This is a genomic window from Cucumibacter marinus DSM 18995, assembly GCF_000429865.1.
Taxonomy (GTDB): domain Bacteria; phylum Pseudomonadota; class Alphaproteobacteria; order Rhizobiales; family Devosiaceae; genus Cucumibacter; species Cucumibacter marinus.
Genome location: NZ_KE386977.1, coordinates 20419 through 45753 on the forward strand (window position 1 = coordinate 20419; position 25335 = coordinate 45753).

26 protein-coding genes are annotated in these 25335 nt (G+C 59.8%); 19 read left to right on the top strand and 7 right to left on the bottom strand.

Features of this window, described 5'->3' with window-relative positions:
• The 7 genes from G489_RS0110985 to G489_RS20205 all read left to right on the top strand — a co-directional run bounded on the left by G489_RS0110985 (position 1) and on the right by G489_RS20205 (position 6173).
• Positions 1 to 1449, top strand: a complete 1449-nt coding sequence (locus G489_RS0110985) for a type I restriction-modification system subunit M (RefSeq protein WP_029041570.1) — start codon at positions 1 to 3, stop codon at positions 1447 to 1449.
• The gene (locus G489_RS20200; RefSeq protein ID WP_051332552.1) at positions 1446 to 3158 is read left to right on the top strand and encodes a restriction endonuclease subunit S; all 1713 of its coding nucleotides are present in this window, start codon (positions 1446 to 1448) and stop codon (positions 3156 to 3158) included. Before G489_RS0110985 ends, G489_RS20200 begins: the two co-directional genes overlap by 4 nt.
• Entirely contained in the window at positions 3155 to 3871 is a 717-nt protein-coding gene (locus G489_RS0110995) for a CBS domain-containing protein (RefSeq protein ID WP_029041571.1), read from the top strand. Before G489_RS20200 ends, G489_RS0110995 begins: the two co-directional genes overlap by 4 nt.
• A complete protein-coding gene (locus G489_RS0111000) occupies positions 3868 to 4338 on the top strand; it encodes a DUF6998 domain-containing protein (RefSeq protein ID WP_081691534.1) in 471 nt (156 codons plus the stop codon). The genes G489_RS0110995 and G489_RS0111000 overlap by 4 nt, the downstream gene beginning before the upstream one ends.
• A gap of 59 nt (positions 4339 to 4397) precedes the next feature.
• A complete protein-coding gene (locus G489_RS0111005; RefSeq protein WP_035872500.1) occupies positions 4398 to 4655 on the top strand; it encodes a hypothetical protein in 258 nt (85 codons plus the stop codon).
• A 360-nt stretch (positions 4656 to 5015) separates the two neighbouring features.
• Positions 5016 to 5351, top strand: coding sequence for a DUF4145 domain-containing protein (locus tag G489_RS22275; RefSeq protein ID WP_155889374.1), 336 nt, complete (start codon positions 5016 to 5018; stop codon positions 5349 to 5351).
• A gap of 186 nt (positions 5352 to 5537) precedes the next feature.
• A complete protein-coding gene (locus tag G489_RS20205; RefSeq protein WP_035872502.1) occupies positions 5538 to 6173 on the top strand; it encodes a hypothetical protein in 636 nt (211 codons plus the stop codon).
• A gap of 227 nt (positions 6174 to 6400) precedes the next feature.
• Here G489_RS20205 and G489_RS0111025 read toward each other — a convergent pair whose 3' ends face one another.
• The 3 genes from G489_RS0111025 to G489_RS0111035 form a co-directional block, all read right to left on the bottom strand.
• On the bottom strand, positions 6401 to 6925 hold the full coding sequence (locus tag G489_RS0111025; protein ID WP_029041575.1) for a hypothetical protein: 525 nt from the start codon (positions 6923 to 6925) through the stop codon (positions 6401 to 6403).
• 1268 nt (positions 6926 to 8193) lie between these two features.
• Positions 8194 to 8730, bottom strand: coding sequence for an NYN domain-containing protein (locus tag G489_RS0111030; protein ID WP_029041576.1), 537 nt, complete (start codon positions 8728 to 8730; stop codon positions 8194 to 8196).
• Between the two features lie 7 nt (positions 8731 to 8737).
• Positions 8738 to 9142 (bottom strand): helix-turn-helix domain-containing protein, encoded by a 405-nt coding sequence (locus G489_RS0111035; RefSeq protein ID WP_029041577.1) that lies wholly within the window; start codon positions 9140 to 9142, stop codon positions 8738 to 8740.
• Positions 9143 to 9445: 303 nt separating this feature from the next.
• Here G489_RS0111035 and G489_RS0111040 point away from each other — a divergent pair, with 303 nt between their 5' ends.
• Both G489_RS0111040 and G489_RS0111045 read left to right on the top strand, forming a co-directional pair.
• The gene (locus G489_RS0111040; protein WP_029041578.1) at positions 9446 to 10996 is read left to right on the top strand and encodes a Fic family protein; all 1551 of its coding nucleotides are present in this window, start codon (positions 9446 to 9448) and stop codon (positions 10994 to 10996) included.
• A gap of 154 nt (positions 10997 to 11150) precedes the next feature.
• Positions 11151 to 11957: a hypothetical protein gene (locus tag G489_RS0111045; RefSeq protein WP_029041579.1), complete on the top strand. Its 807-nt coding sequence runs from the start codon at positions 11151 to 11153 to the stop codon at positions 11955 to 11957.
• 352 nt (positions 11958 to 12309) lie between these two features.
• On the opposite strand, the gene G489_RS0111050 is transcribed toward G489_RS0111045, so the two are convergent.
• On the bottom strand, positions 12310 to 12705 hold the full coding sequence (locus tag G489_RS0111050) for a cupin domain-containing protein (RefSeq protein ID WP_029041580.1): 396 nt from the start codon (positions 12703 to 12705) through the stop codon (positions 12310 to 12312).
• A 109-nt stretch (positions 12706 to 12814) separates the two neighbouring features.
• Positions 12815 to 13303: a MarR family winged helix-turn-helix transcriptional regulator gene (locus G489_RS0111055; RefSeq protein WP_155889375.1), complete on the bottom strand. Its 489-nt coding sequence runs from the start codon at positions 13301 to 13303 to the stop codon at positions 12815 to 12817.
• 186 nt (positions 13304 to 13489) lie between these two features.
• Here G489_RS0111055 and G489_RS0111060 point away from each other — a divergent pair, with 186 nt between their 5' ends.
• From G489_RS0111060 to G489_RS0111075, 4 genes are all read left to right on the top strand, one after another.
• Complete coding sequence (locus G489_RS0111060; protein WP_051332553.1) at positions 13490 to 15226, top strand: FAD-dependent oxidoreductase; 1737 nt, start codon at positions 13490 to 13492, stop codon at positions 15224 to 15226.
• Between the two features lie 53 nt (positions 15227 to 15279).
• Positions 15280 to 15693, top strand: a complete 414-nt coding sequence (locus G489_RS0111065; protein ID WP_029041583.1) for a hypothetical protein — start codon at positions 15280 to 15282, stop codon at positions 15691 to 15693.
• Complete coding sequence (locus G489_RS0111070; RefSeq protein ID WP_029041584.1) at positions 15690 to 16283, top strand: alpha/beta fold hydrolase; 594 nt, start codon at positions 15690 to 15692, stop codon at positions 16281 to 16283. The genes G489_RS0111065 and G489_RS0111070 overlap by 4 nt, the downstream gene beginning before the upstream one ends.
• A 93-nt stretch (positions 16284 to 16376) precedes the next feature.
• On the top strand, positions 16377 to 17027 hold the full coding sequence (locus G489_RS0111075; protein WP_029041585.1) for a 5-formyltetrahydrofolate cyclo-ligase: 651 nt from the start codon (positions 16377 to 16379) through the stop codon (positions 17025 to 17027).
• A gap of 59 nt (positions 17028 to 17086) precedes the next feature.
• Here G489_RS0111075 and G489_RS0111080 read toward each other — a convergent pair whose 3' ends face one another.
• Positions 17087 to 17824, bottom strand: coding sequence for a DUF4386 domain-containing protein (locus G489_RS0111080; RefSeq protein WP_029041586.1), 738 nt, complete (start codon positions 17822 to 17824; stop codon positions 17087 to 17089).
• Between the two features lie 280 nt (positions 17825 to 18104).
• On the opposite strand from G489_RS0111080, the gene lysM reads away from it, so the two are divergent.
• The 3 genes from lysM to G489_RS0111095 all read left to right on the top strand — a co-directional run bounded on the left by lysM (position 18105) and on the right by G489_RS0111095 (position 21126).
• Positions 18105 to 18557: a peptidoglycan-binding protein LysM gene (lysM, locus tag G489_RS0111085; protein ID WP_029041587.1), complete on the top strand. Its 453-nt coding sequence runs from the start codon at positions 18105 to 18107 to the stop codon at positions 18555 to 18557.
• Between the two features lie 201 nt (positions 18558 to 18758).
• Positions 18759 to 19565 carry a mechanosensitive ion channel family protein gene (locus G489_RS0111090; protein ID WP_029041588.1) on the top strand — a complete coding sequence of 269 codons (807 nt, stop codon included), beginning with the start codon at positions 18759 to 18761 and terminating at the stop codon, positions 19563 to 19565.
• Positions 19566 to 19713: 148 nt separating this feature from the next.
• Positions 19714 to 21126: a hypothetical protein gene (locus tag G489_RS0111095; RefSeq protein ID WP_029041589.1), complete on the top strand. Its 1413-nt coding sequence runs from the start codon at positions 19714 to 19716 to the stop codon at positions 21124 to 21126.
• On the opposite strand, the gene G489_RS0111100 is transcribed toward G489_RS0111095, so the two are convergent.
• Entirely contained in the window at positions 21123 to 21749 is a 627-nt protein-coding gene (locus G489_RS0111100) for a hypothetical protein (protein ID WP_029041590.1), read from the bottom strand. The genes G489_RS0111095 and G489_RS0111100 overlap by 4 nt on opposite strands.
• Before the next feature lie 206 nt (positions 21750 to 21955).
• Between G489_RS0111100 and G489_RS0111105 the strand changes: the two genes are divergently transcribed.
• The 3 genes from G489_RS0111105 (at position 21956) to G489_RS0111115 (ending at position 25159) form a co-directional block, all read left to right on the top strand.
• Positions 21956 to 22780 carry a DUF72 domain-containing protein gene (locus G489_RS0111105; RefSeq protein WP_245578888.1) on the top strand — a complete coding sequence of 275 codons (825 nt, stop codon included), beginning with the start codon at positions 21956 to 21958 and terminating at the stop codon, positions 22778 to 22780.
• A gap of 5 nt (positions 22781 to 22785) precedes the next feature.
• A complete protein-coding gene (locus tag G489_RS0111110; RefSeq protein WP_029041592.1) occupies positions 22786 to 23550 on the top strand; it encodes a (2Fe-2S)-binding protein in 765 nt (254 codons plus the stop codon).
• A 301-nt stretch (positions 23551 to 23851) separates the two neighbouring features.
• The gene (locus tag G489_RS0111115) at positions 23852 to 25159 is read left to right on the top strand and encodes a purine-cytosine permease family protein (RefSeq protein WP_029041593.1); all 1308 of its coding nucleotides are present in this window, start codon (positions 23852 to 23854) and stop codon (positions 25157 to 25159) included.
• Positions 25160 to 25335: the final 176 nt, after the last annotated feature.

The window sequence follows — 25335 nt, forward strand, 5'->3', positions numbered from 1 at the left end:
ATGTCGGTCCGCACTCTCGTCAAATCCATCCAGGACATCATGCGCCAGGACACCGGCGTGGATGGCGACGCCCAGCGCATCAGCCAGCTGTGCTGGATGTTCTTCCTCAAGATCATGGACGACCAGGATCAGGAACTCGAACTCCTGAAGGACGACTACCGCTCGCCCATCCCCGACCGTCTACAGTGGCGGTCCTGGGCGGCAGACCCGGAGGGCATCACTGGCGATGAGCTGCTGGATTTCATCAATGGCGATCTCTTTCCGACCCTCAAGGAATTGCCGATCGCGAGACCTCGCGCGCGCACCGTCCGCGACGTATTCGAGGACGCATACAACTACATGAAATCCGGGCAGCTGATGCGCCAGGTGGTCAACAAGATCAACGGTATCGACTTTAACAACCTGACCGAGCGTCAGCATTTCGGCGACATATACGAGCAGATCCTCAACGACCTGCAATCGGCCGGCAACGCCGGCGAATACTACACCCCGCGTGCAGTGACTTCATTCATGGTCCAGATGACCGACCCGAAACCCGGTGAGACCTTGTTCGATCCGGCCTGCGGCACCGGCGGGTTCCTCACCTGCGCCATCCGCCACATGCGCGAGGCATATGTCAAACGGCCGGAAGATGAGGCGGCGATGCAGGCGAGCCTCCGGGCCGTAGAAAAGAAACAGCTCCCGCACATGCTGGCAGTCACCAACATGTTGTTGCACGGGGTCGAGGACCCTTCTTTCCTGCGCCACGACAATACGCTCGCCCGGCCCTTCATCTCCTGGAGCGCGGACGAGCGAGTCGACGTCATCCTCACCAATCCGCCTTTCGGTGGGCGTGAGGAGGACGGGATCGAAAGCAACTTCCCGCCGCACTTCCGCACCCGCGAGACGGCGGATCTTTTCCTCGCACTGATCATCCGTCTGCTTAAAGCCGACGGTCGTGCGGCGGTGGTCCTGCCCGACGGCTCGCTTTTCGGCGAGGGCGTCAAGACCCGGCTCAAGGAGCACCTGATGGAGGAATGCAACCTCCACACCATCGTGCGCCTGCCGAACTCGGTGTTTCGGCCCTATGCCTCGATCGGAACGAACCTGTTGTTCTTCGAAAAGGGCGCGCCCACACAGGACATCTGGTTCTGGGAGCACCAGGTGCCGGAGGGACAGAAAGCCTACTCCATGACCCGGCCCATCCGGCTGGAGCACCTCGCCGACTGCGTCGCCTGGTGGGGAGGTGCCAAGCGGGAAGGGCGGCAGGAGACCGAGCGCGCCTGGAAGGTGAGCGCCGAGGAGGTGAAGGCCCGCGGCTACAACCTCGACATCAAGAACCCGCACAAGGTCGAGGAGGATCACGGCGACCCCGAGACACTGTTGAAAGACCTGACCAGCGCCGAGGCCGAGGTGGCGGCGCTCCGCGACCAGGTGAAGGCGATCCTGTCCGAGGCGCTCGCAAGATGAATGCGGAAAGGCTGCTTGCCCTCTACGAGAAGGTGGCCGAGGCGCCCGACGTGGTTCCCCGCCTGCGCCGCTTCGTGCTGGACCTCGCCGTGCGGGGGAAACTGGTGCCGCAGGAGCCGGGAGACGAACCGGCATCTGAGTTGCTCAAGCGGATCGCGGCGGAAAAGGCGCGGTTGGTCAAGGCGGGGGAGATCAGGAAGCCAAAGGCGCTTCCCACGGTTGACGATCAGCCCTTCGCCCTGCCGCCGAATTGGCAGTGGGTCCGAATCCGTGAAGTCACCAGCGACCGAGGGCAGCGCGTTCCGGACGGGGACTTCACCTACATCGATGTGACCGCCATCAACAAGGAAGCTGGCGTCGTCGCAGAACCAAACGTGCTGACCAAGGATGAGGCACCGAGCCGGGCGCGCAAGGTCGCTGCAAGAGGGGATGTGCTCTATTCCTGTGTTCGCCCTTACCTGCTGAACGTCGCGGTGCTGGATCAGGAATTCGATCCTGCTCCGATCGCTAGCACCGCATTTGCCGTTCTTAACGGTCACGACTTGGTGTTGCCGTGGTATCTCTGGATCGCCCTACGCAGCCCTTTCATGATCGAATGCGTGGAGGAAAACCAGCGCGGCCAAGCCTATCCGGCGATCAATGACAAGGATTTCGCGCTGCTGCCGTTCCCTCTCCCACCCCTCGCCGAGCAGCGGCGGATCGTGGCGAAGGTGGACGAACTGATGGCGCTGCTGGACCGGCTGGAGGCGGCCCGCACCGCGCGCGAAGTCACCCGCGACCGGCTCACCGTCGCCAGCCTTGCCCGCCTGACCGAACCCGAGGTGGGTGCGGCCGATTTCCCGGCCAACGCCCGCTTCGCCCTCGCCACGCTCCCCGCCCACACCACCCGCCCCGACCAGATCAAACCCCTCCGCCAGACCATCCTCAACCTCGCCGTCCGCGGCAAACTGGTGAAGCAGGACCCGACCGACGAACCGGCGTCAGAGTTGTTGGAGCGGATCGCGCCGCAAATTGAGGGTCAAAAAGGTGGTCGCGGACGCAGAGCTAAACCGCTTCCCGCTCTCGATCTTGCCGATGCTCCGTTCGAACTGCCGGACGGGTGGGTCTGGGCGCGCTTCCCCGAACTCGGCAAGTTCGGCAGAGGAAAGTCCAAGCACCGCCCGCGCAACGATCCCGCGCTATACACGGACGGAACCCATCTGATGATCCAAACCGGCGATGTGGCTCGATCAGGCGGCAGGATCACGACCTACACGAACAAATACAACGATGTCGGTTTGGCGCAGAGCATGCTCTGGCCCAAAGGGACGCTCTGCGTCACCATTGCCGCCAATATTGCAGACAGTGGCATCCTCAGTTTTGATGCTTGTTTCCCCGACAGCGTCGTTGGTTTTGTGCCGGCTTCGGTATTCGAGAACGCACGATATTTCGAATACTTCGTGCGCACCGCGAAAGCGAACCTCTTGGAGTTCGCGCCATCGACGGCACAAAAGAACATCAATCTCGAAATCCTTACATCAGTCCTGATCCCCATCCCACCCCTCGCCGAACAACACCGCATCGTGACCAAGGTCGATGCCCTCATGGCCCTCTGCGACCGGCTTGAGACTGCCCTCACCACCGCCGACACCACACGCGCCCACCTCCTCGAAGCCCTCCTTCACGAGGCGTTGGAACCCGCCGCATCACAACGCGAGGCAGCGGAATGAGTTCGACGACCGAGCGATTTCTCCGTTTGTTTGAGGAGATGGTAGGCGAGGTGAATACGCGTGCCGGGGACGAAGAGTCTCATTCGTTTCTGATCGAGCGCGCAGCCAGCCGCGATGGGGCAGTCAAGAAACACCAGGGCCTTCTCAAATACATCCGAGACGTCCGCAACGCTCTGCAACATCCCAAGCACCGGTCGGAGGGGCACGCGGTCCTGATCACCGAGCCATTTCTGGAAGAGGTCGCGTCCCTTCTGAACCACCTCCAAAATCCCGTCCGCTCCCGTTCTCTGGGGGTGCCGCGCAAGCAGATAAAGACCGCCCAACTGTCGGACTGCCTTGGCGACCTGGCCGACGACATGAAGACGCGAGGCTTCAGCCATGTGCCAATTCTGGACGATAGCGATGTGCTAATCGGCGTTTTCAATGAGGCCGCGGTGTTTGCGTATCTTTGGTCTGATGACGCGGTGATCATCGAGCGCAGCATGCGCATTGAGGAAATCCTTCCGCATTGTCGCCTCGATGCGCAACATACAGAAACGTTCCAGTTCGTCGGGCCCAACCGGCAGCTTGAAGACGTGATCGACATGTTCCTCGCGCTGAAATCCCCAACGACGCGAATAGGCGCGGTGTTCGTGACCGCATCCGGAAAGAGCACTGACAAACTGCAGGGTATGATCACCCCCTGGGATGTTCTTCATGGGGCCACATCGTGAGCGACAACGTGGATTGGGAACAGGTCGCTCGCTACCTCGATGACCTATACATTGCCACCGACGGACTAGAGCGGATGTTCCCCGGCCGCAGATTCACGCTGGATGGCCATCTTGTCGGCAGCATTAGGGAGGTGGTCGCGGCCTATGTGTTCGACCTCGAACTTTGCCCTGCCTCCTCTCGCGGTCATGACGCCAGGTCGCGCGATGGCAGGATGGTCGAGATCAAGTTGACTCAAGGGAAGGCAATAGCAATGCGGCACGAACCGGAGCACTTGATCGTCCTTCACCGTTCAAAGGGCGGACCAATACGGATCGTGTTCAATGGACCGGGCGCACTTCCGTGGGCCAAGGCCGGAAACATGCAGTCGAATGGCCAGCGGCGGATTTTGCTGTCGCGCCTGACCGATATGGCAACAAAGGTTTCGGCCAGTCAGCAATTGCTTGAGATACGAAGACCTCCTGTGTGATCAGGTCGCGCCTCTAAGAACCCAACCCGCCTGGCAGTCCCGAACATGGAGGTCAGCAAATGAGTAAATCCGGAAAAGACTCCCCCGAAGTCGTGGAGTTCATGGCTCTGTTCGCGCGCTTGAAGCTCTACTCCGACGACATGCCTGACGACCTTGCTGAACAGGCTGCCTCTGACACAAGTGTGAGAGAATTGTGCATACAGCTTTCGATGGCGGCACGTTCTCTCAAGATGAACGAGCGCAGGGCGCGCGTGCTGTTCGCCGCACCGGTCGATCCGGCATTCCTGGCCGCATGGCGCGACTATGAAGAACGCTAAGAAAGTATCCTGTCAGGCATTTGGCTGTCCGACCTGCTTCCTGAACTTGGCAGGTCCGAGCCTTCCCGCGTTCCGAAGGCGGATCTTCAATGGGAGAACGCCGATGAGGAAGCGGAAGAGCAGGCGAGAGGCATTGAGGAGTCGATCAACTTCGCGCAGTTCAACATCGATCAGGAAGAGCGATGGGTTGATCAACCGGAATTCAGCGAACGGATTCAGGAGGGGATCTCCGCCTGGGAGAGATTGAGTCAGGATACGGAGTTTGATCTTCGGAGCGTTTTTCGAAGGCGGGCCCTTGTTCCCTTCGTGCTCGTCCCTCGGCACGTCGCAGCCAAGACCGGAAGCGCGGATAAGCTGTCGATGCTGACGAACCTGCAACAGGCACACGACGCTTTCGTTTTCGGTGCGCCCCACGCCGCCATTGCTCTCATGCGGTCCATCTTGGAGGCCGTGCTGCGTGATCACTACGCAGCAAAGGGGAAGGATCTGGAGGAACGCATCCGAAATGCGCGTAGACGACTTCCTCCCGGCGCGAACGAGGGTGCTCTGCATCGACTGCGAAAGCTCGCAAACGTGATCCTGCACCTTGATCGCCAGAAGGATGAGGGTCTGATCAAGATGGACGAGGTGCGGCTGGAAAAGGAGGTCGTATCACTGCTCTTCGTGCTGCGCGCCCTCATCGAAGGGGTAAAGTGATCGTTGACCCGGTGGAACCGTGGGATGTTTGAGAAACGCTTGGAAGTCCGAACCAAGTCGTCCCTTCAGGTTCCTGCCATTTGACAATAGCGTTTCGACAGGAGGCGTGGCCCACCTCAAAGGTAAACAAGAGATGGCAGATGAACTCAAACACTCCCGGGCAGTGACAGCAGAACTGGAGAGCGAATGAAACGTCCGAATTCGGTGAAGGCGCTGGAGGACCTGGGGCGGGTCCGGCTGTCGAAATCCTTCTTCATGCGCGACATGCTCTATTCCGAGGTGGGCAACTTCTTCGGCGTTCCCAACATCCCGGACGATCCGGACTTGGCGATTGAGGCTGCATCCAGGCTGTGCACGGAGCTGCTGGAGCCACTTCAGGATCGCTTCGGACGTATTTCCATCCGTTCTGCCTTCAGATCCTGCGAGGTCAACCAGCTCTGCAACGAAAAGCAGCTGGGCTGCTCGCGGAACGAAGCCAACTACGCGGCCCATATCTATGACCGCCGGGACGCGGATGGCTTCATGGGGGCCACAGCATCAATCGTCGTCAACGGCTTCATCGACTACTATGAACGCACCGGACACTGGCAGGCCCTGGCGTGGTGGATCCATGATCACCTTCCACCCTGCAATACCTATTTCTTCCCCAAGCTTGCGGCCTTCAACATCCGTTGGCATGAAAGGCCAGGCCGCACGATCAAGAGCTATGTGCCACCCAAGGGTGTCCTCACCCAACCGGGAATGGACAACTTCGATGGTTCTCACGCCAGTGAGTATGCAGACTTCATTGCGGAGTTTGAGAAGGGTTCGAGTTCTATCTAGCTAGAAGCCTGCCGGCATCAGTAGTGAACACTCGCTTCGCTCGTCTGCGCGGCCTTCGGCCTTGCGGGGCGCCTGCGGCGCCCGCCGACTTGGTTGCTATTTCGAATATGTCTGCAGCCATATCTTTCAACTGCCGCCTGAAACAGGCAGCATTGAAACGACTCAAATCCACCCATAGGTTACTAGCCGCCCCCGCTTGGCGGGCGACAGCATCGCGGTCCCTAGGACTATCCCCGAACAAAGGCATCCGGAAGAATATAGTTCTCGAAGTTTAGCTTAACGCCAAGTGATTTTGCAAGGTAACCTATTGCATCTTCTTGATTGATTATGGGCCTGACATCGACATTGCCGCTCGGCACCAGCGTTTGCCAATTTGTGTTAGCGAGTGTATCGAACAGTCTGGCTTGTCGTTCCAGCTCATCGCCTTCCGCCTGATAGAATCGAATGAGTCCATGCCAATGTGGATTGGTTGACGCCTTTTCCAAGGTGTAGACGTAGAATAGCCGGCGATGGTGAAGATTTGCCCACTCCCTGCCAAAAATCCGGCGGTTCATACGAGCGTCCCATTTCCGGAGCTCACGTTTTTGCCGACTGATCTCGTTGTCGGAGTAGTGGCCGGTTGATTGTCCATCGCCAGGTTGGTTGAAAGCTAGCGTAACGGAACGGTCCCATTTCCATTGGCCGATGAATTCCTTCCAGGCGTCAATGGTATCGTCGGATGGTGCCGTGCTGGGCGTATGTGTGTTTGCCATGCGCTCTACATACGGCGATAGGCCGGCATTTCAAGAAATTTGTTTAATTTTCACAAGAGGTTGGTCAGGGCCGTGGGTAAGCCGAAGCAGGAGGTGGCTTGCGGGATGTGTAGGGTCGGTGAACCTTCGGATATGGCTCCGGGACCGGATCATGAGATCCGTTCCTAGTATCTTCCCGTTCCGTCTCTCTACCTTATTTGTATATTTTCTTAAGAGTAGTAATAAAGGTAACGAGACGGAACGGATGAGAGGTCGGACGCTCCGGATTCGATTTCCATCTCCCGGGACCAGATCTAAGCATACCGGTTCAAACCGGCTTACCCCAAAGAGTCGTGATTGGCGGAGGCCGGGCGATAGGTTCCGGTCAGATCGTTTGCTCGGTTGTCCGCCGATGATTTCCCGAAACGCAGATTGTGCAACATAGGAGGCCGCCGGGCGGGGGATTTGAACCGTTGTGATCCATGGCGCGCCCCATCCAATCGACCAGCCCTTCTAACCCTCTATCCTTTCACTCACCAACTCACACACTCACCTGTCTACGCTCTCTATGCCTGGCACATGATAATGCGTCTCTCACCAGTTTTCAGTATCCATACCCATTATGAGTTAGATGCTCATTCCCGGGTCTATGCGAATATCTATCGGTGTAGCTGTGGCCTTGCGATTGCGCTCAGATGCTCAGGGGTGCTCGCTGGCGAGAAGGGATAGTGCGTCAAGTCTATCTGCTCTTCGAACGCTGCGGGCGCTCTCTGTGCGCTTCTATGTTGTTTGGGTGTGCCCGAGCCAGGCCTGTCTCGGGACCTTTTGAGTTTGACACTTTCCCGAAAAACGCGAATTCGGGCGCTTTTGTCAACTTAGTGTAAAACTCTGTCAAACTCGGTGCCGGGAATCCGGGCCTTTGTCGCCTTTCTGGTTGGCATCATGTCAAACGAGATAGGCTCAAATTTCGGCTGAGTTTTACACTTTTGGCGTCCGAGTTTGACACAATGTAAAACTCACGTTGACACAATGTAAAACTGATAGGGGAGGATAGGGCGCCGGGTGCCGGCTTACACTCGACTGATCCCCATCAGTGATGAAACCCGCCCTAGGACTTCGCTTCGGCAGGCTGGAGGGCGTATCCTGGTCGCTTTCGATCGCACCCATTGCAGTTTGTGTTGGGTGTGGGGAAACCTGTGGCGGTCAGTATCTCGACCGAGACACGGCATCCGATTCGTGGCGGTCGATCCCTTGGAAGTGAGCCATTCCTAATTGGCGCGGTATCGCGTTCAGTTGCCGTCCTTGTGCCTGAGGTCACTGATCTGGGTGAAGGCATTGAATGCGCTCCTCAGGGTCTTTGGCGTCGCGTTATGGCCATATCCGTGGACGGTGGCTCCATCTTCTTTCAGTCGAAGCACGAGTGGTGTGAAGTCTGCATCGTTGGTCAGGATGGCATAGTTGGGTTGCGGACGCGTCAGGTGAAGCTCCATCGCATCGATGGCGAGACTAATGTCGGCCGCGTTTTTTCCCTGCACCAGTTTGGGCAAATGACGAAAGAAGACGCCGCGCTCCTTCGCAACGTGAGACCAGGAACCAACGGATTTGCCATTCAGGTTCCCGTGCACGCGCACCGCGCAGATCCGATGCGTTGCCTGAATTGACCGCAACACCCGGTCCGCGTGGTTCGGACCGATGCTGTCTCCGTCAACGAAAATCGCGATGTCGGTTGCGGACCTTCTCCCAAGAGCGAGCGAGCCTTGGTTCCATTTCAACCGCGAAGGAATCGACCTGCTCATTGACTTCAGCCCGTGTGTTTTCGGTGCCATGCGCTTCTCACTTTCCAAACAGACCACGGATAAGGGACCTGCCCCTTGTCGTCACGGCCGGATCGGAATGATCCGAGGCATCGCGGATCTCGTGAATCCACATGGCTTCATTGCGTGACACGACAGTGTGGAAGATTTCCCCGAATACGCGCGATGCAGCAGAGCCATCCCATTGTTCGAGGGTGAGCTGGAGCAACCTGGCCGGATCGACATCGAGGGCCTTCGCGAGCGCGGGCACCCGGTCAAGGGGAAGGCGGGTCGCGCCCGACTTGATCATCGAAAGCATGTTCGAATTGATGAAGCCCGCTTGGCCGGCGATCTCCGCCTGACTCTTGGTGTGCCTCAGTTCCAGGATCCGCTTCTCAAGGAAGCGGGTCAATCGGGTGTTCGAGTAGGGCTTTTTGGCCGGCATATTCGGTCTTTCAGTTCGCTCAGTTCAAATGATGACACTTCATTTGTAGCGTTCTGATAGTCGGGATGATCTGGGGAAGCGACACAACCTGTATGACCTCCTCCGGCGGTCGTCGTATGGATCATTTGTCAGTGCCCTACTGCCATACTTAACGGTTTCTCGTGTAGGTTTTCGATTTTATCGCCATATTTGAATCGATTTTCGATGACGATGATGGATTTTCGACATGGGTTCGATTAGGGTGTTTTTCGACTTTGAGCTTCAGATTGCTCTGATCATCGACTCTAATGAAGGGTTTTCGACGTGGAAGACGATGCCAGAGATGCCGCTTATTTCCAGGGGAAGGCATTGTCCGCCGGACACAAACTGGCCGGTTGGGCGGCGTTGGTGCAGAGACTGAACCTGAAGGCTCCGGTGCGCGCACCGAGTTGTATATCCGCAAAACACGTCAGCGGGAGTGTGCGCCAGGATGGAGACTGGCACATCTACGACAAGCGCTATGATGCCGGCGACAACGTCACAGATCACCTGGCTTTTGCATTGCGCCATGAGAGCATCGATCTGCTCGTCCTGAAGCGCGCTCTCGATGCCGTTCCGGGACGGGAAATCGAGCAATACGTTCGCGCAGCGCCCACGGGCAAGACCGCTCGTCGTCTCTGGTTCTTCCATGAGTTGCTGACCGGTCGGGAACTGCAGCTCGAAGATGCACCAAACGTCACCGCCGTCGATGCGTTGGATCCCGATCACTATTTCACTTCCGAACCCAAGCTCTCTCAACGTCACCGGGTCAGGGACAACCTTCTTGGCAATGCCGGTTTCTGCCCTACGGTTCGCAAGAGCGATTCAATTCTCGACTATCTCAAGCTCGATCTCGGGAACAAGGCGCGGGAGACAATCGGCAAAATCGGTGCAAGTCTGACTGCACGGGCGGCCAGTTTCATGCTGTTGGCAGACAGTCGCGCCAGCTTCGAGATCGAAGGCGAGCGACCGCCGCAAAGCCGTATAGAACGTTGGGGAAGGGCCGTGCTGGAAGCCGGGAAGCGCCCGCTCAACCAGACCGAAATCGTTCGGTTGCATCACGTTCTCATTGGCGATGACCGGTTCACCAAAATCGGCTATCGCCAAGACGGCGTATTTCTGGGGGAGCGAGATCACAACAATGATCCGATCCCAGAGTTCATCGGCGCGCGGCCCGGCGACTTGATCGACCTCATGACTGCATTCAATGAATGCAACAACCGCATGCGGTCCGCCGACCTGGATGCAGTCGTTCAGGCAGCGGCAATCGCCTTCGGCTTCGTCTACATTCACCCCCTGGCAGACGGGAACGGACGGCTGCACCGTTGCCTGGTCCACCACGTGCTGGCTGAGCGGGGGTTCACGCCACCAGGAATGGTGTTTCCCGTGTCTTCGGTCATGCTGGAAGAAATCGAGGAATATCGCGATACGTTGCAGACTCAAACCTCACCCCTGATGCCCTTCATCGAGTGGAAAGCCACGAAGGACCACAACGTTGAAGTCACCAACGATACGGCAGATCTCTATCGCTTTTTCGATTGCACTGCCGAGGCGGAGTTCCTTTACGAATGTGTTCGCCGCACCGTCGAGCACGATCTGCCTCGAGAAATAGATTACCTACAGCGTCACGATGCGGCGATGCGCCGGATCATGAACGAGATCGAGATGCCGGATCGATTGGCGCAAAGCCTGATCATGTTCATCCGTCAGAACGACTTCCAACTGGGCCGACGGCGGCGGGAGAATGAGTTCGCGAAACTGACGGACGCTGAAGTGACGATCGTAGAGACGATCGTGGGTGAAGAATTCGAGGGTCTTGAAGGGGCAACGCCGTAGCTACCGCGTTTTTGCCTGAAGCGATCCACAAAGGCCACGTGGGCGATCAAACACCGCCGGGGTTGTATATTCTAGCTGCAAAGCAGCGCAGCATCCTTGCTGACTTCTCTGAATGCCGTCAGTCTTGCACAGGAAATCCTGTGGGAGAGTGGCCATGGAAACCATCCGCGAAGGACAAGTGGGCAAAGCTATTGTTCGGTTGCTGAGAACCAAGGATGGATACGCAACCACCGTATTCGTAAACGGCGAGCGGAAGTTCTTGGAGTTCGGTGCTGACAGCGAAGACATCTGGAGGCGGGGACATGACGCAGCGGCCCGGCTCAATCCGGTTTTCGTCGGCTATGATGGAGCGCGTCGGCGGTTCCTCAGTTTCTTCCCACGTGGCTTTCGGGATGACGACTACATCAAGCAGGAGCGCTCCAAGAAACTGGTCGCCAAGGCGTTCCTGGATTCCGCGGCACCGCTAGATCGAGCACGGCAGCATCCGGGTTGTGCCAAGGCCGCGCTAAAGGCCTACCAAAAAACAGAAATTGTGGCTGCCCAGGACAGAATTAAGCTGACATCAGTGCTTTCGGGCTCCAATGCTGACAATTTCGTTCAAGCCGCTGCCGCCTTTGCTGAGAATGATTGGAAGCCTGCACTTGCGGCGCTGAATGCCATTCTGAAGCCAGAAGGGTGTGCTAGCTGGTCGGTGGTGACCTATCTGCCATTTCTTTGGAAGCCCGAGACGCATGCGTTCTTGAAGCCCAACATGACTTGTGAGTTCGCCGAACGGGTGGGGCATGCATTCGCCGACAGATATGAATCGGCACTCAATTCCGCTGTCTACGATGCTTTTCTGGAGCTTGCGGAAGAGGTGAAGGCGAAAACGCTCGACCTCGGAATCGAGGACATGATTGATGTCCAGAGCTTCATGTATACGGCGGTCAACTACACGGAAGACGATCGTCCCGACCGGTGAATGCCACCGGCCGGATTGGGACTACGCTGCTGTTCGGCGTCCAAAAATCAGTTGGCAATTTGCCTGTAAGTCATTGATTCATAACACCCCATAATGACCGCAGTTTGCAAATTTCTCCTTATATTTCAACGAAAAGCACCAGACTACGAATCTGGGGGTCGGGAGTTCGAATCTTCCCGAGCGCGCCACTTCTTCTCGCTCACGGCAATTTCGCTTCGCTCAATGCCTCCGCGGGGGCGGCCTGACCGGCCGGCTCGCGCTTCGCTCGCTGGCGCGATCAAGTTGCACGCCGTGGCGCGCCATTTTCCCTCATGATGATTTCGATGGGTCCACGGCGCTCGCCGCACCGCCCCTATTCCGTGGTGCGGCCGTCGAAATGCTCATGGGCGGCGTCGGCATCCGCCTTGGTGGCGTGGACCGTACCTTCGATATGCTCGGGCGGGCCATAGATCGTGTAAAGGCGCAGCGGTTCGGATCCGGTATTGATGACATTGTGGTTCGCACCCGCGGGCACGACCACGCCGTCATCGGCCTTGACCGGGTTGACATTCCCGTCGATCAGCACCTCGCCGGTTCCCGTTTCGAAGCGGAAGAACTGGTCGCGGTCGTGATGGACTTCCTCACCAATCTCTTCCCCTGGTTGCAGCGCCATCAGCACCAGTTGGAGGTTGTGGCCGGTATAGAGCACCCGTCGGAAATCATTATTCTGTTCGGTGAGCTTCTCGATATTGTCGGCGAAGCCTTTCATGGCGGCGGTCTCCTGTTTTCTGGTGCGCCCCGCAAGGGATGCGGGTTCACAACAAGCTAACAGTTGACCGCGCCACAGACCTTGATGCCGATCAAGGAGCGCATCGGTGCTAATGGTCGAGCGGCTTGCCCAGGTTCTGCTTGATCTTGAGGAGCCCCTCGAGAAGGCCGACGACTTCGTCGCCCGGCAGATTGCCGAGCAGGTCTGAGAACAGTACCCGGGCCTCGATGGTCATGGCCTCAAAGACCGGTGTGGCCCCTTCGGCGAGATAGATGCGGCGCACGCGATTATCCGCTGCATCGGACCGTCTTTCGATCCAGCCCTTTTGTTCCAGCCGCTCGAGAAGCTTGCCCGCCGGTGCCCGACCCATCTGCATCAGATTCGCGAATTCGCTTTGGGTGGCGCCTTCGTTTTCCCCGATATGCATCATCGCCCACCACTGCACATGGGTAATGCGGTGGCGCACCATCGACTGGTCGAAACGGGTACTGATCAGCCGGGAGACCTCGTGAATCACATAAAGCAGGCTCGATTGCGCATTGAGGGAGGTGTCGTCCCGCACCTGGTCGAATAGCTCCTGAACTCTATCTGATTTCAATGTCGGATCCCCCGGAATGCACGGTCCTATAACGCGTCAACGCCGCAAGGGAAACGGTCAGAGCGATGTTCTCCCCTGCACGCGCGGGGTGAAAGGCCGTTTGCATGCGAGATTTATGTATGCATAAATACTATTAGATTGTATGTATAATTACAGTCTCAAATCGGGAGCCGGGAGGAGGAACCCATGGCGAGGAGTTCGTTGGATATCGAGCGGGACACGCCCGCTGAAACCGGGTCGCGCATTTCGCGTCGCGACTTTTTCAAGGCAGCAACCGCAGGCGCCGCCACGGTGACCGTCGGCGTCGCCACGGTCAGCAGTGCCCAGGCACAGGAGTGGGACGAGGAAACCGACATTGTGGTTGTCGGCTCCGGTTGCGCGGCGCTCTCTGCCGCTGCGGCCGCACTGCAGAATGGCGCTAGCGTCAAGATCTTCGAAAAGGGACCGGTTGCCGGCGGCACCACCGGCAAGTCGGGCGGGGCCTTCTGGATCCCCAACAGCCCCTACATGCAGGAACAGGGCATGGACGATCCGCGCGATGATGCGATTCGTTATATGTGCCGGCTGTCCTTCCCCCATCTCTATCGTCCGGACGATGAGCATTTCGGCATGGACCAGCACACCTATGACATGCTGGCTGCCTTTTACGACAATGGCGCCCGGGTAACCAAGACGCTTAACGATACCGGGGCCATGACCTCGCTGATGAGCATGTCCTGGGATGGCGGGCCGACGCCCGACTATTTTGCCCATCTGCCCGAGAACAAGGCCAATCACGGCCGTACCACCAATCCCAAGAATGCCGAGGGCGGCTCCGGCTTCGGCTTCGATATGGTACGCCAGCTCTCCGCCTATACGGAGGCCAATGGCGCACCGGTGACCACCGAAACCCAGGTGACCAAGATCGTCAGAGATGACGAAGGTCGCGTGGTCGGCGTGGAAATCTCCGATCCCGACGGCACCCGGATGGTGCGTGCGAACAAGGGTGTGATCTTCGGCTCGGGCGGCTTCACCCAGAATACCGAGATGCGCAACAACTACCTCCGCGTGCCGGTGCGTGGCGGTTGCGCGGTGCCCACCAACCAGGGTGACCTGGTGAATATGGCCATCGAGATCGGGGCCAAGCTGGGCAATATGAACGAGGCCTGGCACCAGCAGGAAGTGCTCGAGGAAGTGCTCGAATTCTCCAGCGTGCCGTCCGGCACCTGGTTCCTGGGCGGAGACAGCATGGTCGCGGTCAACCGCTATGGACACCGGCTCTATGACGAGAAATTCGTCTACAACGAGCGCACCCGGACCCATCTGACCTGGGATGCCGTGAAGGCCGAGTACCCGAACCTCTACCAGTTCATGATCTTCGACGATCATGCCATCGGCTATGGCGGCATGCTGATGCCGCCAGCAGGTTCGGACATGCCCTCCCACATCATCAAGGGCGACACTTGGGAAGAACTGGCTGCCAATATCGATGCACGTCTGGCTTCGCTGGAAGACAAGATCGGCAAGCACAGCCTCGACAGCACCTTCCTCGAGACGCTGGCGAAAACGATCGAACGGTTCAACTCCTATGCCGAAACCGGCAAGGATCTGGAGTTCAACCGCGGCGAACAGCCCATCGACAAGCATTTCCACAAACCGGGCGACAACAATGACAAGCCCAACCCGTGGATGTATCCGATCTCGGATACCGGTCCCTATTACGCCATCATCCTGTCCGCGGGTACGCTCGACACCAAGGGCGGCCCGGTGACGACCACCCATGGTCAGGTCGTCGATATTTCGGATGAACCGATCGAAGGTCTCTACGCGGCGGGTAACTGCATGGCCTCACCGACGGGACAGGCCTATTTCGGGGCCGGCGGTACGCTGGGACCTGCACTCACCTTCGGCTTCATGGCCGGCGAACACGCCGCAAAGGCCTGAGTTCTGCGGCGGGCGCAGCGCGCCCGCCGTGTCATCCATGAAGGACGACCTATATGAACAGACTGACTGCCGCCGGCTTTGCCGGCCTTCTCGCCCTGTGCGCCCCCGGCATTGCCCTGGCCAGTGAATCCTGCGTCGAAACCTGGGACAGCGACCTGCAGCCACTGGTCAATTCGCGTTGCGTTGCCTGCCACCAGAATGCGTCTCCCGCCGGCAAACTCACCCTTCAGCGTGGTGGGCCACCCGAAAACCTCATCGGTATCCAGGGGGAGCAGACCGACATGGCCTATGTGACCCCGGGGGCCCCCGAAGAAAGCTATCTTTACCGCAAGCTCGAAGGCACCCATGTCGATGCCGGCGGTACCGGCGAGCGCATGCCACTCGGCGGTGCGCTGACGGATGCAGACCTGACCGTGTTCAGGGAATGGATTCTGGGCTGCGAGGATCATCCGGGGGAGAAAGGATGACCGACGCCTATCGCGGGCCGCTGATCACCTGGACCGAAGGGCCGGCGGATACCACGCCGGTCCTGCTGCTGCACGACCGCTACAAGGACCAGGATGAACTGCAGGCCCTCGGCGACACGCTCAAGGCCGCCCGGCGGGTGATCAGGGTTCGCGGCGCACGCACCCAGATGGAAGACACCTATATCAAGGGTTATTACTGGTTTTACGGGCCGATCGAACGGCCAGAGCTCTCGACGCTGGGCGATGCCCTCTATCATCTGCAGAACCTGGTGTTGCACCTCTCCAGCACCGCACCCGAAGGCCGGATTTCCCTGGTCGGAAAGGGCGAGGGAGGGGTGGTTGCGCTGCTGCTGGCGATGGTCTGGCCCGACCGGATCCATCGCCTCGTTTCGATTGACGGTGTTCTGCCGGATAATCGCGACAGTTTCCCCCTCGATATCCGCCAGGCGACGGGCCTGCCGGCCCTGCTCATCGGCGAGCCGGCGCAATTTGCCGACACCACCACTTTTCTTGACGATCACGGCTGGTCCGTCGAGACTGACGAGAAGGTCGATGCTGTCGCGCCCTGGCTGCTTTCGGATCAGCTCTGAACAGGCTGAGTGCGCGTCAAGACATCGCCCCCGGCAGTGGACGTCATGGTCCGCTTCCGTCCCGTTCGATTAGGGCATCGAGAACCGACCGGCATGCATGACGACGAGCGAGCTTCGAGCGGCGATCAGGACGCACACGGCGCCAGCGGCGGGATCGATCCGCTGGCCTGGGAGGAGGCTTCGGCCTTTCGCAATGCCGAACGCGAGCGGCTCTATGCCGAGCGCCGGGCGCTCGATGGCAAGGCGCGCCAGACCATCTCCGCGCAGATTGCCGAAAACCTCGAGAGCCTTCTCAAGCTGCCGGATGCACGGACGATCGCCCTTTACTGGCCCATCCGGGGAGAGCCCAATCTCACCGGCTTCATGCGCAAGGTCCATGAGAGCGGACATCGTGTGGTCCTTCCGGTTGTGTTGGAAAAGCGCAGCCCTCTGGCATTCCATCTCTGGGCGCCCGACGCTGAAATGGAGCGCGGCATCTGGAACATTCCCGTGCCCCGGGACACGGCACGCGCCGTGCCCGATATCGTGATCGCGCCCGTCGTCGGATTTGACGACCACGGCTACAGGCTCGGCAATGGTGGCGGCTATTATGACCGCACCCTTGCCGGAATATCGGCCGACACGCTGGTCATCGGCGTCGGATATGCCTTCTCCCGTCTCCCCACCATCCATCCCATGCCCTGGGATGTGCCGATGGATGTGATGGTGCTCGAAGACAAAATCATCGACCACCGGGTAGACTGACACCTAAAAGGCGGATGGCTTGCGCCACCCGCCTTCGATTGTGGAGGTCTTTTGGCTCGTTACGCAGCCTGGGCGGCAAGGCCAGCAGCCGATGCGGCGCTGTCTCGCGGGCCGCGGATGATCAGCCAGAGCGCGAAGCCGACTTCGGCCAGGGTGACGATCACGAGCAGACCGATCCTTGTGTAGCCGAGCAGGGTGAAATCCGGGGCGGCGAAGGAAAAGATGCTGTCGGCGAGGTAACCGAAGGCGCCGAGCGTCATGGCGTAGCCGAAGAGCTTGGGGAACCGGCCGGAGGCGGCGACAAGCCAACCGAGCAGGGCAAGGTGCAGGAAGAAGAACAACTGCCAGATCCAGACCCCGGCATCGTGCATATGCAGCATCACCCCGGCGAGATCGATGCGCTGTTCGGCAGTGAAGCCGGAAAGGGTAACGCCCGGATCCGCGAGCATCAGCGCTCCGGCATGGAAGAACAGCATCGCCGCCATGATCGCGACCATGGTCAGCCGCGCCAGTGCGGCGGATGCCGACAGGGTGACGTTGACCGGCTTGAACATGAAGAACAGCATCGCGGTGGCGAAAATCTCGGCCAGCATGACAATGGCGTCAGCGCCGATGCCGGCATTGAACAGGCCGCGCCGGGTCAGAATATTATCGAAGGTTGCCGCCATATCCCCGGCGACATGAAGCTGGGACGGCACGAAGCCGATGGCAAAAGCGCCGGCCACGGCGATGGTGAAATAGGCAATGCCGGTCATCCGGGCGTAACCGCGGGATTGGGGATTGTCGAGAAGAGCCATGATGCGTCCTTTCAGGCAATAAGGGGTGGCCCCGCAAAAACACTGCGGGCCGGAAAAGGTGTTGTTTCGGGTTCGGTTGCCGCGTTCCGTGCGGCGCAGGATTGGTTCTACCCCTGGCTCCGTCCAAAGAAAATTGACGAATACCGTTATCGAAATATGCAAATTCGCATGGATTGGTTCGGCGCGGGCCGGTGCGGCGTTGCGGGCCAAGATTTGACGGGCGATAAATACGGGCGGCGACTGGCGCCGTTTGCGGATAACCAGGGAAGGAATATCCACCATGGGACTGTTTGATTTTGTCGGAGACGTCGGCAAGGCCCTGTTCGGCGGCGGTGAGCCGGAGACGCCCGAAGATCACGCCAAGGCGCTCAAGAAGGAACTCGATTCCATGGAGCTGGGCACAGAAGAGGTCGACGTCGAAGTGGAAGGCGACACCGTCGTGCTCAAGGGTAATGTGGCCGACCAGTCAATATTCGAAAAGGCGGTACTGGCGGTCGGCAACACACTCGGGATCTCCCATGTGAAGACCGACGATGTGAAAGTGGCCGCAGCCGATGCCCCCGAAGCGCGCATGCACACGGTCCAGAAGGGCGAGACCCTTTGGGGCATTGCCCAGGAAGCCTATGGCAATGGCGCCAAATACAACGAGATCTTCGAGGCCAACCGCCCCATGCTCAGCCATCCCGACAAAATCTATCCCGGACAGATGCTGAGGCTGCCGCCCCTCGACTGACCGGCTTCACTCCCGAACATGATTTGAGCGCCGGCGTGAAGCAGCGCCGGCGCTGCCCGTTTGGCGCCATTCCGGCCGGATTTGCGCTGCGGCGATGTCTGTGCAACCACCTGTAGGGTGGCCCGTTCTGTCCCCCTGAACGGATCCTTCCCGGCCCGCCAGCCCCGGCGGGCACTCGCATCGCTCAACAGGAGGCCCCCCATGCAACCCCTAATCGACCAGTTCGGCGCCTTTGCGCCGCTGATCGTCAGCGCTGTTCAGGCGCTCATCTTCCTGATCATTGGCTGGATCGTGGCCAATGCCGTTAGCGCCTATGTGAAAGCGCGCGTCACCAAGTCCGAACGCATCGACCAGACCTTGGGGGCCTTTTTCTCCTCCATCGTCAAATGGCTGATTCTCATCGCGGTCTTCATCGCCGTGCTGCAGCTCTTCGGCTTCGAAGCCACGAGCCTTGTCGCCGTGCTCGGCGCCGCCACCCTCGCCATCGGCCTGGCCCTGCAGGGCACGCTGGCGGATCTCGCCGCGGGCGTGATGCTGATCATCTTCCGCCCTTACAAGCTCGGCCAGTATGTCGATATCGGCGGTACCTCCGGCACGGTGAAAGACCTCAACCTGTTCATCACCGAACTGGCGACCCCCGACAATGTGCAGATCGTGGTGCCCAACGGGCAGGCCTGGGGCCAGATCATCACCAATTATTCGACCCACAAGACCCGCCGGTGCGACCTGACCTTCGGGATCGATTATGGCGACAGCGCCGACAAGGCGATCGACATCATCCTCAAGACCGCCAATGCCGACGAGCGCGTGCACAAGGACCCCGAACCCTGGGTCCGGGTCGTCAATCTCGGGGATTCCTCGGTCGATCTCGGTGTCCGGCTGTGGTGCAACGCGGCCGACTACTGGGAGCTGAAATGGCACATGACCAAGACAGTCAAGGAAGCCTTTGACGCCGAAGGCATCTCGATCCCCTATCCGCATTCGGTGGAAATCCAGAAGGCGGGCTGACCGCCAACGCCCCGGGGCGCCAGCCGTTCCGGGGCGTCATCCCCACGCTTTTGCCCTGTCGGGAGAACTGGCCATGGCTTTGTTGGCCCAGTTGGGGCAAGTCATAGCGATGCGGGGAGCAATCAACAAAAACGGCGAAGCACGAAGAATGGGGGCCAGCTGGCTGAAGCCGGCGGTCTTCCTCGTCCTTTTCCTTGTGTCGGCCTGGATGAATTTCAACTTCATCCACCACACCTTCGAGGTGCGGGGCTACCTGCTCGACATCGGGTGGTTTGCCACCCTGTTCGAGCGAACGGGCTTCGATCTGGCCAACCCCCGGGCGATCAATGATCTGAGCTATTTCACGGTTCATCTCTCGCCTTACATGCTGGTCTTTTCCAATCTCCTGCATGGCGGGTTGGGCTTGTCGGGAGTCAGTGTTTTCGCGCTGCACCAGGCGCTGTCGGCCGGGGTCATCTCGGTCTCCTTGCTGGCGCTGGTCGCCAGCGCGCGGCCGGCCGGCAGCCGCCGCGTCTGGCCGCTGGTCCCCGCCGCCATCCTCATCCTGCTCAACAATGTCGTGCTTGCCGCTTTCGGCTATCCGCATTTCGAAGTGGTGCAATATGCCGTGTTGCTGGCTGCTCTGGCCCTTGCGGCCCGCCAGCATTGGCGCTGGGTTGCCATGCTGATGGTGCTCTCCTGGGTCATCCGGGAGGATAGCGGCCTGCTATGCGCAGCCCTCGTCACAGCCCTGGCGCTGGAAGGCTGGCTGCGGCGGGACAAGGCCGTGCCGGCCAAGGGGCTGTTGGCATTGGCGGGACTGTCGCTCATCGTTGCGGCAGCGGCGATCACGATCAAATCGACCTATTTTTCCGAGGTCTCTCCGCTCGCCGATAATTTTCTCGGCCATCCCGCCTTTGCGCATCTCAATGCCGGCTTCGTGGCTGAACGCCTGGCGGGACTGTCCCGCCGGATCGACCTGATGGCGCCGCTGGCGGCCTGCCTCATGGCTGCAATCATCTGGCGGCGCCCGGGCACCCTGCTGGTGCCGCTCGGCCTGTCGCCCCTGATCGCACTCTATCTGATCGCGGTACGGGAAGAATTGGGCGCATTCACGCTCTATTACGCGCTGCCATTTGTCCTGATAACTGCCTGGCCATTCTACATGCTGGCAAAATTGCCGAACCGTCGGTGGCGGTCATTCATCGCCATGACGGTCATGCTGTTCGCGATGACGGCGCCTGTCGTGTCCTTGACCGATGTGCGTGCGACCTATTTCCCGCTGATCGGAATCATTCCGGCCCAGTATGATTCCGCGCAAGCCCGCGCCGCGCTCGAGGAGCGGTTGGACCAGCTGCGAAGCGAGGACCCGGGGGCCGATATTTGTGCCAGCCAGGGTGTTGCCGCCCTGTCACCGGACAGCTTTGCGAACCGGGAAGTGTTGCGGTTCCGCGGTGCAGAGCCGTGTGATTTTGTTCTTTATTTCCAAAGTGAGTGGCTTGGTGCTGACTACCAACTACCTGACGGTGCCGCTCCGCCCGAACAAATCTATGACGGCCGCATTCGGCTCTACCGCCCCTAGAAGCGCGGCTCGATGCGGGCGCCGCCCTTGGTCTGCTTGGGCGCTTTGACCTTTTTCTGCTTCTCCGGCTTTTTGGCCTGCTCGGGAATGGCCCACGCAAACTGCTCGGCCTGACGCTTTGCTTCTGCGATGTCGCCAATATTCACAAACGGCAACAGCCGCCTCAGATAGTCGAGATTGCGTTCGATATAGGCGAAGGGGTCGGTGTCGAAATCGATCTGCGGGGTCTTGTAGCCATGCCGCCCGAGACGCGCCTCGATCGCGGTCATGTTGCGCCTGAGCATCTCCAGTTCCCCTCGCGTCGGCAGCAATTTGCCGGTCTCGATCGCCTCCGACATGAAGGAGAGCTGGTCGGCCATGGCTTGGATGTCTTCGGTCAGCGGAAGCTTGGGGCCATTATCGCGTGCCGGGCGCTGTTTGGGTCGCGTCAGGCGCGCATAGATGATCGCGATCGTGAGGCCGGCAAAAAAGGCGGTGAAGAGCCCGGGGTAATAGTAGCTGTCGACAAGCGTAGCCAGGTCCGCCGGCAGCAGTCCCTGCTCGGCGGGCAGATGTCCGAAACGCGGCGCGAGATAGAACTCGACCGCAACGGAGACCAGCAATGCTCCGATCGCCCTCAACATGTCTTCGATGTGCGTCCTCGAATTTCGTGCCGTTAGACCAGAAAACAGCACTGATTTCCAAGGTTTTCGATCAAAATGGTGGATGCGGATGGCTAACGGCCGTTCGCCGCCAGGACAAATACGGGTCGCCAGTTCAACCGGGAATCAATAGAAATGGCGCAGCGGGCCGGCGTGGGGCTGTTCGCCGTAAATCGAGGAATTCGATGATGACCGACAAACCTGCCGGGCGAATCCGCATTGGCATCGGGGGCTGGAACTTCCCCGAATGGCGCCAGACCTTCTACCCCAAGGGCTTGAGTCAGAAGAAGGAATTGGCCTACGCCTCCGAACGGCTGACCGCAACTGAGGTCAACGCCACCTTCTATCGCGGCCAGAAACCGGCAACGGTCCAGACCTGGCATGACGAAGCCAGCGACGATTTCGTCTTTGCTCTCAAGGGCAACCGGTTCGTCTCGAACCGCAAGGATCTGGCTGATGCAAGCGTGATGACGACGTCAATCGGCAAGTTCTTCGATTGCGAGTTTCAACGGCTTGGCGCCAAGCTTGGTCCGATCAACTGGCAGCTCGCCGGCACCAAGAAATTCGTGCCCGCGGAAATCGACGGCTTTTTCAAATTGCTGCCGCGCGAGGTCGACGGGGTTGCAATGCGCCACGCCATCGAACCGCGTCATGAGAGTTTTTCAGATCCCGAATTCGTCTCCATCTGCCGCGCCCATGGCGTGGCGATCGTATGCGGCGCGGATGCAGCCGAATACCCCCAGGTCTCCGATGTGACGGCGCCTTTCGTTTATTGCCGGATCCAGGGCACGCGGGCGGAGGAACCGCTCGGCTATTCCGAGGCAGAGCTCGACCAGTGGGCCGGCCGGCTGAAGGCCTGGGCAGCGGGCGGCCAGCCTGAGGATTTCGCCCTGACCGATGGTGCGGACCCGGCCCCTCGGGAGCCGCGCGATGTGTTCGCCTTCTTCATCGCCGGGCACAAACGGGTCAACCCGCTCGCCGCCCAGGCGCTGATCGAGCGCCTGAAGGATTGAACGCCATGCATCCGACCCCGTTCAGCGCGTTGGCCGACGGACCGACCCTGGGCGTGTGGCTGGCCGAGGATCAGTCGCGGACCGAAGGGCTCGATCCCAAGACCGGCTGTGCCTTTCTGGCGATCCGACTTGCGGGTGCCGTGGGCGCGGAGATCGGCGCCCTGGCGCTTGCCGGTCGGCCCGTGCCGGCGATCGGACCTGAATCCGTGGCCGTGTCGGGGGACATGCGACGCTGGAGCGCCGGCGGGCAGAACGGTGAGTCGCGCCGCTACCAGCTGCATTGGCTCACGCAGGATCAGCTTGAACGCGAGGAAGAAGGTGTTTTCCCCAATCTCGCCTGCGCGCTTGGGCGGCTCTTTGTTCCGCCCGTCGAGGGATTGGCGCGGCTGGGTCCGTTCTCACCGCGTGGGCTGTGGCGGCTGATCGCCGATGCGTTGGCCGATGCCATGCTGCTGGCCGGGGAGAGCCTTGGTGATGCCCGGGCCGGTATGGCCTTTGCGCAACGCATCCTCACCGATCCGCGCACCCCGCTCGCCAACGGTTTGACCGGGTTTCGGGAGGTTTCGGCGCCGTTGGAAGACGGCACCAGCCGGGCGCGCTGGTTTCGGGTTCGCGCCGCGTGTTGCCGCTACTATCTGCTGCCCGGTGGCACGCTCTGCGACACGTGCGTGCTGCATCCTGAAGAAGAGCAGATTCGCCTTCTGTGCGAGCATCTCAAGGCGAACGAGACACCGGCGGATGCAACCCGGACGGGAATAGCGGGCAACTGACCCGCCCATATTCCTGTTGACAGGGCCACCGGCTGGTTACAGTCTACACCTGCCCAAAAAACGGGGCATCGCCGGCGATAGCGTCGGCAAATGACATGATGGCGAAGAAGCCTCCAAAGGAACTCGGCACAGTGCCGGGCTCTTTTGGAGGCTTCTTCGTTTTTGCGTTGGGGGCTGAAGGCAGCGGGGCGGATCTCGAAACGCGGCGTGAGGCACTGGTCCACAGAACCCTTGTTTTTCAAGGGCTTGGGCTGGGCTGTGTTCAAGGCCACCAACCGGGTTTCAACGGGGAGGTTGGAAATTGTCTGAAGTAGCAAAGAATGTGGAGGCCATCGAAGAGGAGGCCGACCACCTTTTGGGAGCGGAATACGAGCATGAGCCCGTGCCGCTTGCCGCGCGCCGCTCGATGTTCTCGGTGATCACGATCTGGATCGGGTTCCCGATGATCATCACCGGCGCGATGACCGGCTCGATCCTGGTTCTGGGCATGGGCTTCACCAATGCCGTCTGGGCCATGGTGATCGGCAATCTGATCATGTTCGCCTATGTCGGCGCGCTCGGCGTGCTCGGCACCGACAAGGGCATGAACTTCGCCCTGCTCGCGAGCATCGTGTTCGGCCGCAAGGGCTACATGCTGGCCTCCGGTCTGCTCTCGACGCTCTTGTTGGGGTGGTATGCGGTGCAAACCGGGATCACCGGGGCGCTCGTCTCGACGGCCTATGACCTCAACTACGTGGTCATGACGGTGATCGCCGGCGCGCTTTATATCGGCATCACCTTTGTCGGGGTGAGGGGGCTCCATTATATCGGCCTCATCTCGGTGCCCCTGTTCGTCGTTCTCGGCCTCTGGGTCGCATTCGACGCCGCCGGCACCACGTCCTGGGAGGCGATCTGGGCCTATCCCGGCAATAATGGCGTGGCCACCATGTCCATGGGTGTGGGGCTGACGGTCGTCATTGCCCTGTTCATCGATGCGGGCACCGTGTCCGCGGACTTCAACCGCTGGGCGAAAGACCGGACGAGTTCACTGCTGGCGACGGCCAGCGCCTTCCCGCTCGCCAACCTCGTGGCGATGCTGGTCGGCGGCATCATGACGGCCGCACTGGCCGTGCCGGACGCCAACCCGTTCGGGGCCGACAACATGTTCGGCTACATGAACTCCAAGCAGCTCATCTTCCTTTCGATCCTGGCCGCGCTGTTCCTGTACTGCAATCTCGGTTCGGTCTGCGCCCACTGCCTCTATAACGCCGCCACCGGCTGGTCCCGCATTCTGGGCAGCCATATGCGGCTGTTTGCGGTGATCCTGGGTGCTATTGGCATCATCATCGCCGCCACCGAGGTCTGGGGCCTGTTCGTGCAGTGGTTGACCCTGCTGGGCATTCTGGTGCCGCCCATCGGCGCCATCATCCTGGTCGATCAGTACATGTATCGCCGGAATTCGGAGGTCACCTCTGACTGGCGGGCCAATGCCTTTATCGCCTGGGCCATCGGCTCGGCGGTCGCCCTCCTGGTCGAATTCTACGCACCGCAATTCTCAACCGCCATTTCTGCCGGCCTGGCAGGCGGTATTGCCTATGCGGCGATCTCGAGTTTGCGCCAGGAAAGCTGAGCCCAACGTTCCCAGCGGCCGTCTCGCAGCAACGCGCCGCATCTGATGCTCAGCCTTGGGGGGTGAGACCTGACGGTCTCGCCCCCTTTTTCATTTTTCGGAATCTCATCAAAAGCCCGAAAATGAAGGCAGATTCACCCATTGTGGTGATTTCGGCGCGTTTTGTGCAAAAAATC

Bases quoted from the DNA above. Each gene is read 5' to 3' on its own strand.
- G489_RS0110985 (WP_029041570.1), top strand. From the start codon at position 1: ATGTCGGTCCGCACTCTCGTCAAATCCATCCAGGACATCATGCGCCAG.
- G489_RS20200 (WP_051332552.1), top strand. From the start codon at position 1,446: ATGAATGCGGAAAGGCTGCTTGCCCTCTACGAGAAGGTGGCCGAGGCG.
- G489_RS0110995 (WP_029041571.1), top strand. From the start codon at position 3,155: ATGAGTTCGACGACCGAGCGATTTCTCCGTTTGTTTGAGGAGATGGTA.
- G489_RS0111005 (WP_035872500.1), top strand. From the start codon at position 4,398: ATGAGTAAATCCGGAAAAGACTCCCCCGAAGTCGTGGAGTTCATGGCT.
- G489_RS22275 (WP_155889374.1), top strand. From the start codon at position 5,016: ATGCTGACGAACCTGCAACAGGCACACGACGCTTTCGTTTTCGGTGCG.
- G489_RS20205 (WP_035872502.1), top strand. From the start codon at position 5,538: ATGAAACGTCCGAATTCGGTGAAGGCGCTGGAGGACCTGGGGCGGGTC.
- G489_RS0111025 (WP_029041575.1), bottom strand. From the start codon at position 6,925: ATGGCAAACACACATACGCCCAGCACGGCACCATCCGACGATACCATT.
- G489_RS0111030 (WP_029041576.1), bottom strand. From the start codon at position 8,730: ATGGCACCGAAAACACACGGGCTGAAGTCAATGAGCAGGTCGATTCCT.
- G489_RS0111035 (WP_029041577.1), bottom strand. From the start codon at position 9,142: ATGCCGGCCAAAAAGCCCTACTCGAACACCCGATTGACCCGCTTCCTT.
- G489_RS0111045 (WP_029041579.1), top strand. From the start codon at position 11,151: ATGGAAACCATCCGCGAAGGACAAGTGGGCAAAGCTATTGTTCGGTTG.
- G489_RS0111050 (WP_029041580.1), bottom strand. From the start codon at position 12,705: ATGAAAGGCTTCGCCGACAATATCGAGAAGCTCACCGAACAGAATAAT.
- G489_RS0111060 (WP_051332553.1), top strand. From the start codon at position 13,490: ATGGCGAGGAGTTCGTTGGATATCGAGCGGGACACGCCCGCTGAAACC.
- G489_RS0111065 (WP_029041583.1), top strand. From the start codon at position 15,280: ATGAACAGACTGACTGCCGCCGGCTTTGCCGGCCTTCTCGCCCTGTGC.
- G489_RS0111070 (WP_029041584.1), top strand. From the start codon at position 15,690: ATGACCGACGCCTATCGCGGGCCGCTGATCACCTGGACCGAAGGGCCG.
- G489_RS0111075 (WP_029041585.1), top strand. From the start codon at position 16,377: ATGCATGACGACGAGCGAGCTTCGAGCGGCGATCAGGACGCACACGGC.
- G489_RS0111080 (WP_029041586.1), bottom strand. From the start codon at position 17,824: ATGGCTCTTCTCGACAATCCCCAATCCCGCGGTTACGCCCGGATGACC.
- lysM (WP_029041587.1), top strand. From the start codon at position 18,105: ATGGGACTGTTTGATTTTGTCGGAGACGTCGGCAAGGCCCTGTTCGGC.
- G489_RS0111090 (WP_029041588.1), top strand. From the start codon at position 18,759: ATGCAACCCCTAATCGACCAGTTCGGCGCCTTTGCGCCGCTGATCGTC.
- G489_RS0111095 (WP_029041589.1), top strand. From the start codon at position 19,714: ATGGGGGCCAGCTGGCTGAAGCCGGCGGTCTTCCTCGTCCTTTTCCTT.
- G489_RS0111100 (WP_029041590.1), bottom strand. From the start codon at position 21,749: ATGTTGAGGGCGATCGGAGCATTGCTGGTCTCCGTTGCGGTCGAGTTC.
- G489_RS0111105 (WP_245578888.1), top strand. From the start codon at position 21,956: ATGACCGACAAACCTGCCGGGCGAATCCGCATTGGCATCGGGGGCTGG.
- G489_RS0111110 (WP_029041592.1), top strand. From the start codon at position 22,786: ATGCATCCGACCCCGTTCAGCGCGTTGGCCGACGGACCGACCCTGGGC.